An 18053-nucleotide genomic window follows, 5' to 3' on the forward strand; every position below is an offset into this window, starting at 1 on the left:
CGCCAGGCGATATGAAGTCGAGTCAACTTATGACAGCTCAAACAGAAATGCAAAAGACGGTGCCGGTTTTCGCGATCCGGAGTGTCCTCCAGGCGGGCGGGCTGATCGCGGTGTTCGTCGTCTTGACGTTCGCAGGCAAATGGCTCGGCACGTCCATTAACCCGGCGCTGGCCGGCTTCGTCGCGGTGCTCGCCGGGTTGTTCGCGAAGCTTGTTCCAGTGTCTGCCGTGGAGGGCGGCGCGCGCCTTCTCATTTCCCAAAGCGCGCTATTCCTGATTCCACCGGGCGTCGCGGTTGCACGTCAACGTGACTTGCTCGTAGCGAACTGGTTGCCGATCGCTGCGATTGTCGTCGGCGGCACGGTGATTTGCGTGGTTGCGACGTCGTTTTCGGTAGAGCTTGCAACGCGCGCACTTCAGAGAGGTCGAGCATGATGGCGTTCGTCGTGGGTATGGCCGCGACATTGGCCGTCTATTTGCTCAACGTTCGCCTTCACAGGGCCTGGCGTAATGTCTTGACGTCGCCGCTGCTTCTCGCGCCGGTCGTCCTCATCGCAGGACTTTCACTGCTGCATGTGCCGTTCGACGCTTACCTGCAGTCGACGCATATGCTCGTCTGGATGGTTGGCCCGCTGACTTTGGCACTCGCGGTCCCGGTCTACCAGAATCGTCATTTCGTTCGGCATTGGTGGCCGGTACTGCTCGTGGGTACCATCGTGTCGGGAACGACTGCGATGGTTTCTACTGTGGTGCTTGCGCGGCTATTCGACTTGCCGGCGATTGTCGAGCACAGCCTGGTGGGGCGCTCCATTTCGATGCCGTTTGCTTTCGTCGTCTCGGACGAGCTTTCCGGGGCTCGGGACCTGACCACCTTGTTTGTGGTGGCAAGCGGCGTCGCCGGGATTGTGCTTGGCGACCTGTTGCTCATGGTTTTCAGAGTGAAGTCGGCACAGGCGCACGGCGCGACGCTGGGCGCAGTAGCGCAGATGGCTGGGACCCTGCGTGCTCACGACCGTGGCATGCCGAATGGCGTAATGGCGAGTTTGACGATGGTGCTTGGCGGTGCATTCACGGTGCTTGCAGCGCCGCTGGTCGTGCGGCTCATCTAGGCACGGTGGTGCCGAGGCGATCACGATATTCGCGTGCAGTGCAGCAGGACGAGGCGGCGACCCTCGGGTCGCCGCCGATTGTGCTCAAGGCAATCCGGAGATCTTGCGCGTGAATTCGTCCGTCACGTTGAGACCCGTTGCTACGCCGAAGACCGGGTACACGGTCGTGGGCCCGCTAGCGGCCAGACCCATGTAATCGCCGAGGAAATGGCCAGGCGCCCCGGGAGCATTGAGTATGTTGAACGAGGCCGTGGTGAGGCGCTGCTCATTGCCCCAGTTAGCGGAGTTCGTGCACGCGGAAGAGGTCGGGCAGAAGAGCGCGAAATAGTCCGTGCCTTCAAAGCCGGCAGGCGTATTCGTGTCGTTACGAAAGTCGTAGTAGGTCACCACGACCGTCTTGCCGTCGCCCGACGCCACCACTGCGGGGATGAAGGCTTGCTGACGGCACGGGTTTGCACCATTGGCCGGCGTCTTGTTGATCATCACAGGCGTTGACCAGGTCGCCCCACCGTTATCCGACTCGCTGAAGACGATCCCGTCGATCGGGACTGACCCAGCGGGTGTAGTGCAGGTGGCGGTCGAAAAGCGATTGTCCTGCCACGCCAGATAGATTGCCCCCGTGACCGGGTTCACGGCAATACTGTAGAGAATCGACGCATCGCGTATCGGCTGGCCCGTGTCCGGGGAAACGACTGCGTTCACCTGAATATCGTTGACGAAGGTCGGTGCGCTCCAGTTTGCTCCCTTATCCGTGGACGTTATGTAGCCGATGCTAAGACCCGACGGTGTGACATTGATCGCAGTGAAGAAGTCGCGCAGTGTCCCATCAGGCAACACCCGTACGATGTTGTCGATCGTCTGTGCACCCGTGCCCGGTTGGTAGATCGGCGCGGCCGTGCTCCAGGTTACGCCGTTGTCGGTGGATCGCGAGAAGAAGCTGGGGCCGGTGAAATTGAACTTGAAGAGCGGGGCACCACCCGCTGTGCCGTTACGCAATTGACGCGCGATTTCGACACCATCATTTCCGGCGAGCAACTGATCGCCAGCCTGGGTCGGCGGGAAAACGCTCAGTTGATCCCACACCGCATAGACGTAACCGTTCGCCGTCGGATCGGCGGTGAGTGAGTCCTTGTCATTGAGCGTGTGCGGCGAGTTGGTGCGGATCAGCGTCACCGGAGCTTGCCACGTCGCACCGTGGTTGAGGGAACGGCTGACCAGCATCCCGCTGTTGCGTGCCCCAAACGGAGTCGTCGCCTTCATGGGGTCCAGCACCAGCGACATGAAGAAGGCCGTACCGTCTTGCGCGAAGTCTACCCACGGATCAGAGGCGCGACGGAATGCACCCCCAGAGCACCTGGTCACGCCGGGCGGGATCGAGTTGGTCCAGCTGCCGCCCGCGTCCGTGGAAATGACGCCGACGAGTCCGCGTGCGCCACCGTCGTTCCATCGGTCCTGCTGGTGGCCGACGAGGAGGCGGGACGTGTCGGTCGGGTCGACCGCCACCCATGGCTCGATCGACGTGGCTGGAAAAAGAACGCTCCCGAATGCGGCCTGTTGCGCGTTGAGCTGGTCGGCAGTACATCCGCTGAACGGATCACCCGCGGCCACCTGGACGAGCGGGCCGAGCGTTTGCGCCTGGGCGCCTGGGGCGATCGCGCAACAGAGCGCGATGACACTGCTACCTGCAAAGCCCCGGGAAGCAGAACAGGATAGTCGTTTGAACATGGATGTCATGTGCGCCTCGCGAAAAGGGTTAAACCGCTTTTGCACTCGGCTGGCCCGACCGTAAAAACAGCGCTCGCTGCCGCCGAACTCTGCACCTGGAAAATAGGTCGTTGCGTGCACATTTGCATGGATTATTTGTTACAGAAGTCCATGCATTGCGCGGGGCGGCCACCCCTATTGGCGTGGCATGGCGCTTGCGCGTGACGGCGGCGGAATCTGCATGTAGTCGCTTGCAGAAGAACGGCGTTCGCGAAGGCGCCACGAGCGGCAGCATGCCACCTGAGCGTTACCATTCGGCGGACAACGCAACGAACGTCCCCATAGGGAAGGCTACGGAAGTTCAGGGATGAGTCGCTTGAATCGATCGTTGCCCTACGACGAACTTCGGACACCATAACATTTGGCAACTTGCGAAGGTTGCAAGGTATTTGAATTCCATCCGGAGTCACCCGTGCTGGCCCACGACGGCCCTCCTGGCCTGAACAGGCTATTAGCTTTGGCAACGTTTTGTGGCGTTTATGAAGACTTCATTCGCCTGGTATCCGCGATTGGCACCGCCGGTTCCATAATCAAGATTTTAGATTTACCGGTCGCTTTGAAATCCTTTGGCTTCCACCAGCGCTTCGAGTGACCGGTATAGGTAAGGTCGACTGTTGCATTGTGGGCGGCAGGCGTCATCCACTCGCAGCAAATCCAGGAAAAACTGAAAAGGGGTGTGGCTCTCCAAATCGTCTCCACGCAACCCAAACCAGGAACACAGCTTGCGCTTCCATCCTCGTTTCCCATTCGTGTGGAGATAACGATGCAACGACGAATTTTCATCCTCACGGCGGCCGCAGCGCTCGCTACGGGTAGTGTCGGGCTCGGAGGCTGCACCACGACGCCGGGCTCGACTCCCACTGCGGCGGACAACGCATCGAAGCGTCAGTCGATTGACGCGAGTGTCGACGCCACCTTGAACAAGCTCCATTCCACCGTTCCGGGCTCGCGTGAACTGCTCGCGAAGGCGCGCGGCGTGCTCGTGTTCCCGACCGTGCTGCAGGCCGGGTTTATTGTCGGTGGGCAGTATGGCGAAGGCGCGCTACGCGTAGGCGGGGAGACGGTCGGCTACTTCAACACCGTGTCGGGCTCGTTTGGATTCCAGGCGGGCGCGCAGTCGAAGGCGATGATCTTCTGCTTCATGACGCAGGACGCGCTCAACCGCTTCCGCGCGTCGGACGGCTGGTCGGTTGGCGCGGATGCGTCGGTGGCGCTCGTCAAGGTCGGCGCAAACGGCCTGATCGATACGACCACCGCGACGGCCCCGGTCCAGGTGTTCGTGCTGACGAACGAGGGCCTGATGGGCGACGTCTCGCTGGCGGGCACGAAGGTCACGCGCCTGAACATCTAGACCCGCTTCTGCACGCTTTGAACGCGCAAGAAAAAAGGCAAGGCGCGAGCGCCTTGCCTTTTTTCGTTGAGACGTGAGGGCGGTGCTTCAGCAGCCGGTGTTCTTCACCCGCTCCACGGCGAGCCCGAAGAGCGGACGCAGCTTCGTGCCGAGCACATTGCCGAAAAATGCCGAGACGACCCACAGCCAGCCGTGCAGGCTGCCTGACACGATGCCGCTGAAGTACGCGCCGATATTGCAGCCGTACGCGAGGCGCGCGCCGTAGCCCATCAGCAGACCGCCGACGACTGCCGCGATCAGCGAGCGCAGCGGCAGACGCTACACGGGTGCGAAGCGGCCAGCGAGGGAAGCGGCGACCATCGCGCCGACTACGATGCCGAAGTCCATGACCGACTTCATGTCGTGGCTGAGCGGTGCGGCGAGGGCTGCCGCGTTCGGGCCGGTGCTCCACACATGCCAGCTCGCGACGTCGATGCCCATCGCGGAGAACGCCTTGGCGCCCCACAGCGCGAACGCCGACGTGATACCCCAAGGATGGCCGGAAAGCGCGAGCGTCACGAAGTTCAGGATCGCGAGCACGACGCCGCCGACGACGAGCGGCCACGGGCCGTGCAGCCACGGCGACGCGTTCGGTGCGCGCTCCACGTCGTTCACGAGACGGCCGTGACGACGCTTTTCGATCAGCACGGTCAGCGCGGCGATGGCAGCGAACACAACGAGGTTCAGCGCGATGCCCGGGCCGACGCCGAGCGTCTTCACGAGCGAGATCGGCTGGAGATGCGGCAGCGCGGACCAGAACGGCATGTGCGCCGTACCGATCACCGAGCCGAGGATGAATGCGATCAGCGTGATGACCATCCGCGTGCTGCCGCCGCCGACCGTGAACAGCGTGCCGGAGGCGCAGCCGCCGCCGAGCTGCATGCCAATGCCGAACATGAACGCGCCGATCAGGACCGACGTGCCGACGGGCGACACTTCGCCGACGACCGGATTTCCGAACAGCGTGCCGGCGGAAAGCGCCGGGAAGAACAGCAGCACGCCGATCGCGAGCATCAGCATCTGCGCGCGCAGGCCGGCGCCGCGGCCATCGGCGATGAACACGCGCCATGCGGACGTGAAGCCGAACGCGGAGTGATAGAGCGTGATGCCGAGCAACGCGCCGAGGACGTACAACGCGGCCTGCTTCACGCTGACGGTCTGCGCGAGATAGATCGCGCCGAACACGACGAGCGCGAGCGCGATGGCGAGCGGCTTCGGATTGATGAAGTCGAGACGGCGCGGCGTACCGCTGAACGACGTGGACATATCGGACATGATGAGCGGGTGCGGGCGCGAAAAATCGTGGAGGGAAAGGCCGCGAGTATACCTAAGTACCGCGTTGCGGCCGCTGTCCCCCAAGGCCGGCGGCCCTCGATGGGGGGGGCGCCCGCACGCCTCGCCGCGAGCCGGAGAGCCCCGCCGCACGGGGCTTTGCGGGAATCGACGCCGGCTAAGGCTGATCCCTTAATAACCCCTCGTAATAGTGATATTTCGAATCTGCCTTGAAATCGTCATTTTTTTGCAGTGAAACCGCAAGGTTGCACCCTGGCGTCGCCGCAGCCGATGTGGTTCGGGGCCGCTGACGACGTCGATCAAGCGCGGCGAAAGCGGACGCTCGGCCGTCGGTACGGTTGCGAGCACGAGGGTGCCGTCCGCGAGTGCTTCGGATAACGGACTGTCCGCCAACGCGTCGGGCTGAATGTCCGCATGGTTCACGCGTACGCCCGCAAGCCGGACCGCATTGCCCACACCGCTATTATGGATATTCCCTCATGGATAGTCCCTATGCATCCGGGCGTCCGTAATGCCGTTACCGGTAACGATGCGCTCTCTTGCGCGCAGCGCTCACTCGTAACGCTACGGACACGTCATGCTAAAGAACGTCACCATCCGCGGTGGACTTACCTTTGTTATCGGCAGCTTTATCGCGTTCCTGTTAATCATGATCGGCGTGGCCTATGGTTCGTTGAAGCTGACGAACGACAGCCTCACTGAAATCCGTGCGGATTCGCAGTCGCTCGTTGCGCTCAAGACGAGTTCCGAGAAATTGCTACAGGTGCGTCTCGCGCTCGGTGGCTATGAGACGCTCTTCAATGTCGGCAAGGCCACGCCGCAAATGCTCGATCAAGCGCATCGCGTGCTCGCCGAATCGAACGACCAGTTCCGCAGCTACAGCGCGGGCCCGTTTGCCGGCGACGAAGCGCGGCTCGTGCAGGCGGTCGCGCAGACGCGCGCGGCCCTCGTCGATAAGGCGCTGGAACCGGAGCACAAGGCACTCGTCGACGATGACTTCAGCACCTTCCGCACGATCCAGGGTGAAACGGCCAACCGTTACTACGCCGACTACGCCACGGCGATCGAAGCGCTCGAGCAGTGGCACGTCACGCAGGAGCAGCACAAAGCCGACACCGCCGCGCAGCGCTTCAAGGTCTCGCTCATCGTGTTCGGCCTGATCGGTGTAGTGGGCATCGGGCTCGGCCTGATTGCGCGCGCGGGTCTCGCGACGGCCGTCATCAAGCCTGTGAATCAGACGATCCGCCATTTCCAGCGCATTGCGGCAGGCGATCTGGGCGTGGACGTGCGCGTGCGTTCGACCAACGAGATGGGCCAGCTGCTCGGCGCGCTCGTGCAGATGCGCGACGGTCTGACCGGCACGGTTTCGCGCGTGCGCGGCAGCACGCACGAGATCGCGCTTGGCGCGAACCAGATCTCGGCGGGCAACGCCGACCTGTCCAGCCGCACGTCGCAGCAGGCCGCCGCGCTCCAGGAGACGGCGGCGAGTCTCCATGAACTGTCGGGTGCGGTGCGCCAGAACACGGCGAGCGCGAAAGAGGCGAGCGGTCTTGCGCAGGGCGCGCTCGACACGGTCTCGCACGGCGCGGACGTCGTTGCGCGCGTGAACACGACGATGAGCGAGATCTCGGCGTCGTCGCGCAAGGTGGAGGAGATCACCGGCATCATCGAGGGCATCGCGTTCCAGACGAACATTCTCGCGCTCAATGCGGCCGTCGAAGCGGCGCGCGCGGGCGAGCAGGGACGCGGCTTCGCCGTGGTCGCGAGCGAAGTGCGCAGCCTCGCTCAACGCTCGGGCACTGCGGCCAAGGAGATCAAGGAACTGATTTCGGCTTCCGTGGCGACGGTTGGATCGGGTGCACGGCTTGTCGAGGATGCGCGCAATACGATGGACGCAGCGCGCACCGCGGTCTCGCACGTGAACGACATCATGCGTGAGATCGAAGCGGCGACGCTCGAACAGAGCGACGGCATCGAGCAGGTCAATCACGCGATCGCGCAGATCGACGAGGCCACGCAGCGTAACGCGGCGCTTGTTGAAGAGGTGGCGGCGTCGGCGCAGTCGCTCGAGTCACAGGCGGAAGTGCTGCGCGATGCGGTGGCCGTGTTCAAGGTGAGCGACGCGATGCGCGGGACCAGGTGACGTTCAAGTCGCCTGTGGCGGGCTGAACGAAGTGCCTGGAACTTTGAGCGGAAATGAGGGCGTGGTCGGGCATCCGAACGATGCGGTGCTCGACTGAGCGCCATGGTGCCGATGCTTGATCACCGCCGTAGAAAAACAACCCTCAAAAAGAAAATGACGCATTCCCGCGAGGGAGTGCGTCATTGTCGAACGTGCTGCTTTGTTCGTTTCTTTTTTACTGCTTGTGCGTTGGTAGGCTCGATTGGACTCGAACCAACGACCCCCACCATGTCAAGGTGGTGCTCTAACCAGCTGAGCTACGAGCCTGTCGAGGCGCGAATTATAGAGACACTCGTGTGCGCTTGCAAGCGCTTTTCGAGCATCGCCATTCAGGCCGCTTCGCGTGCAAGGTCACGCAGGTTGCGCGTCGAGTCGACGAGCACCTCGCGCGCTATGCGTGCGCGCTTGCCGATCAGCGCTTTGGCGCTGCGCATGTCGCGTCCCTGATTCACCGTGATCGCACCCACCACGGCGCCTTCGCCGTCGAGGCCAAACAGCACGCACGGCGGCGCGGCGAGCGAGCCGCGCGCGAGCCATTCGGGCGCAGCCATGTCGCCTGCGAACTGGATGTTCAGGCCGCACTGGTCGGTCCAGAACCAGGGTGCGTCGGCGGATTCAGGCGCTAAGTCGAGCATCGCGCGTGTAGCCGTCACGGCCTGGCGGTTCGCGTTCTCCCAGGTTTCCTCGCGCACGGCGTGGCCGTTGGCGGCGCGACGGCACGCAGCGTCGCCGGCCGCGTAGATGTCGGGATGCGACGTGCGGCACTGCGCATCGACGACGATGCCGTTGTCGATGTCGAGCGCTGCCATGCGCGCGAGCGTCGTCTCCGGTTCGACGCCGATGCCGTAGATCACCGCATCGCCTGTGCAACGCGTGCCGTCCTGCAGCGTCAGCACGATTTCACCGCCTTCGCGCGTGGCCGAAACGATCGGCACGCCAAGATGCAGCGAGACGCCGCGCGCGCGATGAACGTCGCAGAGGTGCTCGCTCAGCATGGGCGGCGAGCAGCGCATCATCGCCCGCGGGGCCTGTTCGATCACCGTCGCCTCGGCGCCGAGATCGACGGCGCTCGATGCCAGTTCCAGGCCAATCACGCCAGCGCCGACCAGTAGCACGCGGCGTCCCGGTTTAAGCACCGCGTGCAGGCGGCGTGCGTCGTCGAGCGTGCGCAGCGTGTGGACACCGTCGCCGAGCGCGTCGAGCATCGGCAGGCGGCGCACCCGTGCGCCGGTGGCGAGCAGGACCTTGTCGAAGACGATCGTCGTGCCGTCTCGCAGCGCAAGCGTGCGCGCGTGCGGATCGAGTGCCACGACCGGCACGCCCAGACGCAGTTCGATCGATTGTTGCTGATAGAAGTCGTCGGCGTGGATCGCGCAGCGCGCGGTATCCGGCTGCAACAGGACGTCCTTCGAGAGCGGCGGGCGCTCGTAGGGTGCGTGCGGTTCGTCGCCGATCAGCACGACGCGGCCCGTGTAACCCTGGCGGCGCAGTTCCGCCGCCGCGGTGGCGCCGGCCTGGCCCGCGCCGACGATGGCAATGGTCGATGCGTTCATCGTGCGTGCTCCATCAAAGATGCAGGCCGCCCGCCGCGTGACGGATGCCACGAATGCCGAGACCGGCGTCGGCGTTGATCATCACGCCGCTCAGCACGCGGTTGTTCGCGCGCGACGCGAGCATGACGTAAGGGCCGGTGAAATCGGCGGGTTCCGGGAAAAACTGCAGCGGCAGGATGCTTGCGATGGCCTCGGGCGAGCGCGAGTCCATGATGCGCAGATCTTGCTGACCGAGCGAAGCGGGGCCGCGCAGGTCGCTTGCCATGCCGCACGGACCGACGCCGTTCACGCGCACCTTCGGTGCAAGTTCATAGGCGAGCTGGCGGATGATGCCCACGGCTGCGTGCTTGCTCGCGGTGTAGAGCGGGCCGCCGCCGCCGGGATAGAACGATGAGTTCGACAGCGTGAAGATCATGCTGCCCTCCGACGCGATGAGCGCGCGTGCCGCCGCCTTGGCGCCGAGCAGATAGCCCTTCACGTTGATCGAGAAGAGTTCGCCGAAACCGCTGTCGAGCTGCTCGGGCGTGAGATCGACCAGGCTCGACGCATGATCCCAGATCGCGGCGTTGCCGATGAAGGTGTCGAGCTTGCCGAATGCTTCAACGGCGGCGTTCACGGCGCGTTCATTGTCGGCGTAAGACGTGACGTCGCCCTGTACCGCGACGACTTCACTCGCGCTGAAGCGCTCGCGCAGCGCGGCGACTTTTTCCGCCGACCGTTCCAGCACGGCCACGCGCGCGCCTTCCGCGAGAAAACGTTCGACGAGCGCGAGTCCGAGGCCCGAGCCGCCGCCTGTGATCAGCGCGACGTCATTGTCGAGCCAGCCCCTGGCGTCTTTCATACTCATGCCTCCGGCACGTCGACATACACGGCGCCGTCCATCAGCGTGACCGGGAACGTCGCGAGCGGATCGGTGGCGGGCTGGCACAGCGCCTTGCCGGTCTTGAGACAGAAACGTGCGGCGTGCAGCGGACATTCGACGGTCGCGTCGTCCTCGATATAACCTTCGGACATCGAAGCATTACCGTGAGAGCAGCGGTCGTTCAGCGCAAACAGTTCGCCGTTCACCTTGAACACTGCGATAGCGGCGGACGGGCCGTCCACCTTGATCGCTTCGCCATCGGACAACGCGTCGTCCTGGCAGACAAAGATTCGAGCCATGATCAGAAAAGCACACTCAGGTTATGGGAGGACAACACCGCCTGATCGAGCGTGATCTCGCGGTGGCACAGTTGCCAGCCTGCGGCGGTGTCGGCGCGGCGCACGCGGTCGAGGCGGCAGCCGACGTAGAACGTTTCGTCGCGTTCCTTCTGCGACCGGTAGAGGATGTAATTCACGCATGCTTCGAATTCGCCCGGCGTGTCCGTCGCGGTGACACGCAGGTTCGAAACGCAGTGGCGCGTGCGCGAGGGCGGTTCTTCCGCCCATGCCATGCCGGTTTCGAGCCGCGCCACGCGGCGTTCGAGCTGGAAGCGCGAATCGTTGAAGATCCACGTGGTGGGCGGCTGCACGCCGCGACGGCGGTCGCGCGTCTGGGCATTCACGGTCGTGCGCATCGTGTAGTGAATGTCTTCCGCGAGCAGGTCGAGCCAGTCGCGAAAGCGCCATTCGTCGAGCAGCGCGGCTTCGTGGAAAAGAAACTGCTCGATGTCGTGATGCAGTTCCAGCGCGACGCGTGTGTCCTTGCCGGTTTCGCGTTGGGCCACTTCACTCATTTGAGCACCTCCGCTTCATAGCGCTGCGTGCGCTCGTTGATTTCGTCCCACGTTTCGGAGAGCAGCAGGTCGGCCCAGTAGCGATACATGCCGCGTGCGGCGGTCTCGGAGAAGATGTAGTTCGTAATGCCCGGAATGCCGTCTTCTCGGATGCGTTCCTGGCCGAGGCCTTGCTCCATGCAAAGCTTCGATTTACGCGCGCGACTTCCTCGCAGCACCTTCTGCACTTCGACCCAGTTCTCCGAATCGTCCTGTTCGAGAAAACCGGCCGGGCCGAACGCGCGCGTCGCGCTGCGTTCGAAGGCGGCTTTCACTTCGTCGGAGGCATCTTTATCGGCGATACAGAACGCCCACACCTCGACCTGGTTCGGTCCGCGCGGATGCCACACGCGCAGCGTTGCCGTGCCGTTGAGCCATGAAAGCGTCGGGAACAGATTGTTGTGGCCCGCGAGCCGAAGCGCTCGCACCTTGCCAAGACGCGCTTCTGCTTCGTCGTACGTGTCACGGAAGTACTGCGAAACTTCGCCGTCCACCCAGACGTTCGCGTCGGGTTGTTCGGTGAAGAAGAAGCCGCTGCCATGGCCGCGCTGGCCGTATTGCAGCGCGTCCTTCGCGGTTTCCCAGACGGGGCGTGCGGTCTGACCCGCGCCGAGCGCCTTGTCCGCGTCGTTCTCTTTCGCACCGAGCACCTGTACCGCCGATGCGTGCGAAAACAGCGCGTGATACTGGTCGCTCGCGAACTGCTCGGCCGGGAATTTCCAGTTGCAGTCGATCACCCACTTGTGCACGCCGCCGACGATCTCGGTGCCGCCTTCGCGGCGGTCGAGTACGCCGTCGAGATACCATGCGATGTCGCCCATGTACGTTTCGAGGTCGGGTGCGTTGGCATCCCAGTTGCCGAAGATGAGGCCTTTGTATACGGCGACGCGCGTCACTTCCTGGAGGCCCCACTTCTCTTTGCACAGGCCTTGCGGATAGGCGCGCGGCTCCAGCGGCACTTCGATCAGCGCGCCGTCCACGCCGTACGACCAGCCGTGATACGGGCACGTGAATGCGCGTGTATTGCCGGAATCGGCGAAGCTCACGCGCATCGAGCGATGCCGGCACTGGTTGAGGAAGGCCTTGATGGAGCCGTCTTTCTGACGGACCACGACGATGGGGTCTTCGCCCATGTACGTGTTGAAAAAGTCACCCGCTTTCGGTATCTGGCTGACGTGCGCGAGAAAGAGCCAGCAGCGGCCGAACACGCGTTCGAGTTCGAGTTCGTAGATGGCGGGATCGGTGTAGATCGACGGCGTGACGCGACCGTTGCGTGCGTCGACCAATGCGTCGATGTCGATGTTTGTGGACATGCGAGTCTCCTGTCGATGGGGCCTGGCGCTTTAGCGCCTGGTTCCAGCCCATGCAACGCTCCGTTGCATTGCTTCCCGGTGGGGAATGCAACCGGATCATCGTTGCCGACCGACTCAAAGTGAAATATTTTGTTTGTTGTCAGTTAGACGTTTGAACGATAATTACGCATGGAACTGAGACACCTGCGCTATTTCATTGCCGTTGCCGACGAGTTGAGTTTCACGCGCGCCGCGCTTCGACTCCACACCGCGCAGCCGTCGCTTAGCCAGCAGATACGCAATCTGGAGGACGAAGTCGGCACGCCGCTCCTCGAACGTACGCGTCGCAAAGTCGAACTTACTGAGGCGGGCAAAGTGTTTCTTGCCGAGGCGCGTCTCGTGGTGGCGCAGGCCGATCGCGCGGTGGCGCGAGCGCGCCAGGCGGGACAGCAGGGGCTCGCGACGGTGACGGTCGGCTTCGTGCCCGCCGCCGAAATCCGCATCTTTCCCGCGATCCTGCCGCGTCTGCGATTGCGTTTCCCCGATGTGAACATTGAGCTGCGCAGCCTGCCCACCGCGGATCAGGAGCAGGCGCTTCTGCGCGGGGACATCGACGTGGCATTCATGCGTCGTCCTGTGCATTCGCCTTTGCTGAAGAGCGAGATCGTGTTGACCGAACCGCTCGTGGTGGTGTTGCCGAGCGCGCATCCGCTCGCGAAGCTCGAGCGCATTCCGCCCGCGAAGCTGGGCGGCGAGCCGTTCATCAGCACGAATCCATCGTTCTCGGGGGAACTGCATAGCGTCGTCGAAGGCTGGTTCGACGCACACGGGCTGCATCGCAAGGTCGCGCAGGTGGCGACCAATATTCTTCTGAACCTGAACCTCGTAGGCATGGGGCTCGGCTACGCTCTGCTGCCTGCCTATGTCGGCTCGTTGACGAGCAACGCGATCTGCACGCGCGAACTGGAAAGCGAGCCGCCCACGATCGACCTGCTGATGGTCTCGCGCAACGAACCGCATGGGGCCGAGCTTCAGGGGCTACTCGACATCGTGCGTGAAAACGCTGCCGCGCCTTGAGGCGCGGCGCGCTCAGCGTTTCGCCGCTAACTTGTCTTCCGGCGCTTCGAGCGCCGTCACCATCTCCCCGGCCGCGCGCTGCAATTCAGGCAGGAACCGGCGCACGGCCTCCGCTGGGTTGATGGCCTGTTCCAGGTAGACCACGTTCAGGCTCGCCAGCACGCGGCCGTGCGCCGAGATCGCCACGGCCAGCGCGCCAATCTTGCGCTGGTCGGACCAGTCGCCGTGGTTCGAGCCGAAGCCGTCCGCGCGCGTCTGTCGGATCAGGTTGCGGATAAACGCGTCGTCGAGCGCGAGCTTCTGTTGCTGTTCGCCGCCCGCGCCGGAGCGCAGCACATCGAGAATGTCCTCGCGTTCGGGTTCGGGGCAGGTCGCAAAGTAGACGCGTCCTGCCGCCGTCAGCAGCATCGGCAGACGGCGGCCCACCATCGCGCGGTGAAACGAAAGCGGGCTGAAGCGGTGCGTCGTCTCGCGCACGATCATCGCGTCGCCGTCGGGCGTCGTCAGGTCCGAGGGCCACACGATGCGCTGAAGCATCTTCGCCATGATCGGCGGTGCGACCGTCGCAATGTGCTCGTCGTCCGTGAAGCCCTCGCTCAGCGCGCGCACGTTCAGCGTGAGGCGGAAGCTGTCGTCGGAATCGCTGCGCCGCACAAACCCTTCTTCCACGAGCGTCTCCAGCAAACGCCGCACCGTCGTGCGGTGCAGACCCGTCGTCTCGCTCAGTTGCTGGCTCGTCGCGCGGCCGTTTTCCATCGCGTTGAGCGCCTGCAGTACCTGCAGGCCGCGCGCGAGGCCACGCACGTTTGCATACTTTGTCATAGATCAAATTTTCCTGCTAAATCAGCGATGTGCATTCTATGCACATTTTTCTGAAAATGTTGAGCCAGGTCCAGGTCAGACCTAGACTCGCTGAACATTTCCAGCCCTGCGGCACAACGCCTCACCTGGGCAGCCAATCCCCGCCGGGACTTTTCAGCATCCGCAGCGGCCGCCGAGCCGAGCGAGGTAGGAGACACATGAATACCCCCATCGATCAGACGGCGGATTCCGCCCGTTCCCGCGTCGAGGCGACCGATGTCGCCATCATCGGCGCGGGCCCCGTCGGCCTCATGATTGCCAACATTCTCGGCCGCGAGGGTGTGCGTGTCACGGTGGTCGAAAAGCTCGACGAGATCATCGATTACCCGCGCGCCATTGGTCTGGATGACGAAGCATTGCGCGTGTTCCAGTCGGTCGATCTCGTGCGCGAACTGCTGCCGCACACCACGCCCGACCACTGGATGCGTTTCGTCACGAAAGACGGCGACTGCTTCGCGTCGATCGAGCCGCGCACCGACGAATTCGGCTGGTCGCGCCGCAACGCATTTCTTCAGCCGACCGCGGACCAGGTGCTCTACGAAGGCCTCAAGCGCTTCGAGAACGTGCAGGTCCTGCTGGGGCACTCCGTCGACTCGTTCACGCAGGACGAAACCGGCGTGAGCATCGTCGTCATGGGCGCCGATGGCGAGCGCCGCACGATTCGCGCAGCGTACATGGTCGGCGCCGACGGCGGCAACAGTTTCGTGCGCCGCGCGCTGAACGTGCCGTTCGAAGGCCGCACGAAGCCGAATCAGTGGATCGTCGTGGACGTACGTAACGATCCGGTTGGCTCGCCGCACATCTACATGCATTGCGATCACAAGCGGCCTTATGTGTCGGCCGCGCTGCCGCACGGCATCCGCCGCTTCGAATTCATGGTGATGCCTGGCGAGACGGAAGAAGAACTCTCGAAGCCCGAAAACATGGCGGCGCTGATCCGCAAGGTCGTCGCGGATCCGGAGAGCGTCGATTACATCCGCAAGCGCGTTTATACGCACAACGCGCGGCTCGCGTCGACGTTCCGCGTGGACCGCGTCCTGCTGGCTGGCGACGCCGCGCACATCATGCCCGTCTGGCAGGGTCAGGGTTACAACAGCGGCATTCGCGATGCGAGCAACCTCGGCTGGAAGCTCGCAATGGTTGCGAAGGGGCTCGCCGACGGCAGCCTGCTCGACTCCTATACCGTCGAACGCCGGGCGCACGCGCGCTCGATGATTCACCTCTCCGAAGTCGCGGGCGACATCTTCGCGCCGACCACGCGCTTTGGCGCGCGGTTTCGCGATGTGTTCGTGAAGTCGCTGAACTATTTCCCGTCGGTCAAGCGCTACTTCGTCGAAATGCGATTCAAGCCGATGCCGCGCTACGAAGCGGGCGTCGTGCTGCTGCCTGCGCCGAAAGAAACGGGTGGCTGGCTCGCGCGCTTGCTCGAACGCTCGGGTAATTCGGCGCCGGGCCGTCTGCTCGGTTTGATGAGCCAGAAGCGCGATTCGCTGATCGGCCGCCTCGCGTACGGTCCCGATCCGCTCGCCGCTTCCCCCGTGGGCCGCATGTTTATCCAGCCGCGTGTGCGTCTTGCCGATGGCCGCGTCGTGCTGCTCGATGATGCGATCGGCAACGGTTTCGCCGTGCTCGCCTGGGGCGCAGACCCGACCTTCGGCCTCACGCCAGAGGCGCGTGCGCTGTGGGAGCGTCTGGGTGCGCGTTTCGTGATCGCGAAGCCGGATGTGCAACTCAACTACACCGACGACGTGCCCGAAGGCGTGCTCGCCATCGGCGACGTCACGGGCCGGCTGAAGGACTGGTTCACGCGTATTCCGGAATCGGTGGTGCTGCTGCGTCCGGACCGTTTTGTCGCTGGCGTGTGCACGCCGCAGCAGGTCTCGGGCGCCATCGTCGAACTCGCGGGCAAGCTCGGTGTGAGCGCTGTTGCGCAGCGCGCCGCCGCTGTTTCGCCATCGCCGTCGTCGCAGCGTCCCGAGCGGGATCAGGTTGCCGTTACACAAGCAGCAGGAGCATAAATTAGTATGCCTATTCATCTCGAATGTCTTTCGCACACGCCGTTGCACGGTTATTTCGATCCGTCGCCGGAAGTGGTTGCGGAAGTCGAACGCGTGGGCCGGGCAGCGCGCGCACGCGTCGAAGCGTTTGCGCCTGACCTGATCGTGGCATTCGCGCCCGACCACTACAACGGCTTCTTTTACGACGTGATGCCGCCGTTCTGCATCGGCGCGCGCGCTGAAGCGATCGGTGACTTCAAGAGCATGGCCGGCACGCTGCCGGTGCCGGAAGATCTTGCACAAGCGCTTGCGCAAAACGTGCTGGCCGCGGATATCGATGTTGCGCTTTCGTATCGCATGCAGGTCGATCATGGCTGCGCGCAGGCGCTCGAAGTGCTCACCGGCGGGCTTGATCGCTATCCGGTCATTCCGGTGTTTATCAATTCGGTGGCGCCGCCCATGGCGACGCTGCGTCGCGCGCGCCTGCTCGGTGACGCGATCGGCCGCTTCTTCTCGCGCACGGACAAGCGCGTGCTCTTCGTCGGTTCGGGCGGTATTTCGCACGAGCCACCGGTGCCTGAACTTGCCGGCGCGTTGCCTGAGGTCCAGGAGCGGCTCATCGCCGGACGCAATCCGACTGCGGAGTCGCGTGCCGCGCGCCAGGCTCGCACGGTGGCCGCCGCGAAGTCGTTCACGGCGGGCGACAGCCATCTGCATGCGCTCAATCCCGAATGGGATCGCGCGTTTCTCGCGATGCTCGCTTCGGGCGAACTGACCGCCGTGGACGGCATGACCAACGACGCGATCACGCGCGACGGCGGAAAGTCGGCGCATGAGATCCGCACCTGGGTGGCCGCGTTCGGGGCGCTTGCTGCGTCTGGCCCGTATCGCGCGTCGCTCGATTACTACCGCGCGATTCCCGAGTGGATCGCGGGCTTTGCCACCATGCACGCCACGCCGGTGGCATGACGGACCGCATCAAGGAGAACGCGATGTCTGATTCAAACCTCGTCACGACGCTCGCCGCGCGCCTGCGCGCCGCGGAAGCCTCGCGTGACACGATCGCGCCGGTACGCGGCGAAATCGCCCTCGACGACATGGCCACCGCCTACGCCGTGCAGCAGGCCAACGTGGACCTGCGCGTGGCGAACGGCGAGCGCATCGTGGGCCGCAAGATCGGCCTCACCTCGCTGGCGGTGCAAAAGCAGCTCGGCGTCGACCAGCCCGACTTCGGCGCGCTGTTCGCGTCGATGGCGTACGGCGACGGCGAACCGATCCCGCTCTCGCAGCTGATCCAGCCGAAGGTCGAAGCGGAAATCGCGCTCGTGCTCGAGCGCGATCTCACGCACGAAAAACACACCTTCGTCGACATCATCAACGCCAGCGCCTACGCGCTCGCCGCGATCGAAGTCGTAGACAGCCGTATCGCGAACTGGGACATCCGTTTTGTCGATACGGTGGCCGACAACGCCTCGAGCGCGCGCTTCGTGGTGGGCAGCCGCCCGGTGCCGCTCTCGCAGATCGACCTCACCGCGTGCGCAATGGAACTCTCGCGTGACGGCGAAGTGCTCTCGCGTGGCAATGGTGCGGCGTGCCTCGGCAATCCGCTGAACGCAGCCGTGTGGCTCGCTGACCGCATGGCGCAACTCGGCACACCGCTGCGCGCGGGCGACGTCGTGCTCACCGGCGCGCTCGGCCCGATGGTGGCCGTCAAGGAAGCGGGCATCTATACCGCGCAGATCGAAGGGCTCGGCAGCGTCCGCGCGACTTTCACCGCCTGAT

The 18053-nt window shown here is 64.0% G+C and carries 16 protein-coding genes, 1 tRNA gene and 1 pseudogene; 9 read left to right on the plus strand and 9 right to left on the minus strand.

What is annotated here, in order from left to right; all coding sequences use genetic code 11:
* Window positions 1–29: 29 nt before the first annotated feature.
* A complete protein-coding gene (locus L0U80_RS25880; protein WP_233872641.1) occupies window positions 30–434 on the plus strand; it encodes a CidA/LrgA family protein in 405 nt (134 codons plus the stop codon).
* Window positions 431–1108 carry an LrgB family protein gene (locus L0U80_RS25885; RefSeq protein ID WP_233872644.1) on the plus strand — a complete coding sequence of 226 codons (678 nt, stop codon included), beginning with the start codon at window positions 431–433 and terminating at the stop codon, window positions 1106–1108. Before L0U80_RS25880 ends, L0U80_RS25885 begins: the two co-directional genes overlap by 4 nt.
* Before the next feature lie 84 nt (window positions 1109–1192).
* On the opposite strand, the gene L0U80_RS25890 is transcribed toward L0U80_RS25885, so the two are convergent.
* On the minus strand, window positions 1193–2842 hold the full coding sequence (locus tag L0U80_RS25890) for a sialidase family protein (RefSeq protein ID WP_233872647.1): 1650 nt from the start codon (window positions 2840–2842) through the stop codon (window positions 1193–1195).
* 442 nt (window positions 2843–3284) lie between these two features.
* On the opposite strand from L0U80_RS25890, the gene L0U80_RS25895 reads away from it, so the two are divergent.
* The gene (locus tag L0U80_RS25895) at window positions 3285–3464 is read left to right on the plus strand and encodes a hypothetical protein (protein WP_233872650.1); all 180 of its coding nucleotides are present in this window, start codon (window positions 3285–3287) and stop codon (window positions 3462–3464) included.
* Between the two features lie 171 nt (window positions 3465–3635).
* Window positions 3636–4223, plus strand: a complete 588-nt coding sequence (locus L0U80_RS25900) for a BPSL1445 family SYLF domain-containing lipoprotein (RefSeq protein ID WP_233872653.1) — start codon at window positions 3636–3638, stop codon at window positions 4221–4223.
* 87 nt (window positions 4224–4310) lie between these two features.
* On the opposite strand, the pseudogene L0U80_RS25905 reads toward L0U80_RS25900, so the two are convergent.
* Window positions 4311–5537 (minus strand): annotated as a pseudogene (locus L0U80_RS25905) (YeeE/YedE family protein).
* A gap of 595 nt (window positions 5538–6132) precedes the next feature.
* Here L0U80_RS25905 and L0U80_RS25910 point away from each other — a divergent pair.
* Window positions 6133–7698 (plus strand): methyl-accepting chemotaxis protein, encoded by a 1566-nt coding sequence (locus L0U80_RS25910; protein ID WP_233872657.1) that lies wholly within the window; start codon window positions 6133–6135, stop codon window positions 7696–7698.
* 229 nt (window positions 7699–7927) lie between these two features.
* Here L0U80_RS25910 and L0U80_RS25915 read toward each other — a convergent pair.
* From L0U80_RS25915 to hcaE, 6 genes are all read right to left on the minus strand, one after another.
* Window positions 7928–8004 (minus strand) — tRNA-Val (locus tag L0U80_RS25915).
* 62 nt (window positions 8005–8066) lie between these two features.
* Window positions 8067–9290, minus strand: a complete 1224-nt coding sequence (gene hcaD / locus L0U80_RS25920) for a 3-phenylpropionate/cinnamic acid dioxygenase ferredoxin--NAD(+) reductase subunit (protein WP_233872660.1) — start codon at window positions 9288–9290, stop codon at window positions 8067–8069.
* A gap of 13 nt (window positions 9291–9303) precedes the next feature.
* Window positions 9304–10131: a 3-phenylpropionate-dihydrodiol/cinnamic acid-dihydrodiol dehydrogenase gene (hcaB, locus tag L0U80_RS25925; protein WP_233872663.1), complete on the minus strand. Its 828-nt coding sequence runs from the start codon at window positions 10129–10131 to the stop codon at window positions 9304–9306.
* Between the two features lie 2 nt (window positions 10132–10133).
* Entirely contained in the window at window positions 10134–10451 is a 318-nt protein-coding gene (gene hcaC / locus L0U80_RS25930) for a 3-phenylpropionate/cinnamic acid dioxygenase ferredoxin subunit (protein ID WP_233872666.1), read from the minus strand.
* Window positions 10452–10453: 2 nt separating this feature from the next.
* A complete protein-coding gene (hcaF, locus tag L0U80_RS25935) occupies window positions 10454–11005 on the minus strand; it encodes a 3-phenylpropionate/cinnamic acid dioxygenase subunit beta (protein ID WP_233872669.1) in 552 nt (183 codons plus the stop codon).
* On the minus strand, window positions 11002–12357 hold the full coding sequence (gene hcaE / locus L0U80_RS25940) for a 3-phenylpropionate/cinnamic acid dioxygenase subunit alpha (RefSeq protein ID WP_233872672.1): 1356 nt from the start codon (window positions 12355–12357) through the stop codon (window positions 11002–11004). Before hcaE ends, hcaF begins: the two co-directional genes overlap by 4 nt.
* A gap of 168 nt (window positions 12358–12525) precedes the next feature.
* Here hcaE and hcaR point away from each other — a divergent pair, with 168 nt between their 5' ends.
* Window positions 12526–13413 (plus strand): DNA-binding transcriptional regulator HcaR, encoded by an 888-nt coding sequence (gene hcaR / locus L0U80_RS25945; protein WP_233872675.1) that lies wholly within the window; start codon window positions 12526–12528, stop codon window positions 13411–13413.
* Window positions 13414–13425: 12 nt separating this feature from the next.
* Here hcaR and L0U80_RS25950 read toward each other — a convergent pair whose 3' ends face one another.
* A complete protein-coding gene (locus L0U80_RS25950; protein WP_233872678.1) occupies window positions 13426–14235 on the minus strand; it encodes a DNA-binding transcriptional regulator in 810 nt (269 codons plus the stop codon).
* A gap of 197 nt (window positions 14236–14432) precedes the next feature.
* Between L0U80_RS25950 and L0U80_RS25955 the strand changes: the two genes are divergently transcribed.
* From L0U80_RS25955 to mhpD, 3 genes are read left to right on the plus strand one after another with little or no spacing between them, the layout of a single operon-like run.
* A complete protein-coding gene (locus tag L0U80_RS25955; protein ID WP_233872682.1) occupies window positions 14433–16292 on the plus strand; it encodes a bifunctional 3-(3-hydroxy-phenyl)propionate/3-hydroxycinnamic acid hydroxylase in 1860 nt (619 codons plus the stop codon).
* Window positions 16293–16298: 6 nt separating this feature from the next.
* Window positions 16299–17240, plus strand: a complete 942-nt coding sequence (locus tag L0U80_RS25960; RefSeq protein WP_233872686.1) for a 3-carboxyethylcatechol 2,3-dioxygenase — start codon at window positions 16299–16301, stop codon at window positions 17238–17240.
* Between the two features lie 23 nt (window positions 17241–17263).
* Window positions 17264–18052, plus strand: a complete 789-nt coding sequence (gene mhpD / locus L0U80_RS25965; protein WP_233872690.1) for a 2-keto-4-pentenoate hydratase — start codon at window positions 17264–17266, stop codon at window positions 18050–18052.
* Window position 18053 lies beyond the last annotated feature (1 nt).

It is taken from the genome of Paraburkholderia adhaesiva (assembly GCF_021390575.1).
In the GTDB taxonomy this organism is placed as follows: domain Bacteria; phylum Pseudomonadota; class Gammaproteobacteria; order Burkholderiales; family Burkholderiaceae; genus Paraburkholderia; species Paraburkholderia adhaesiva.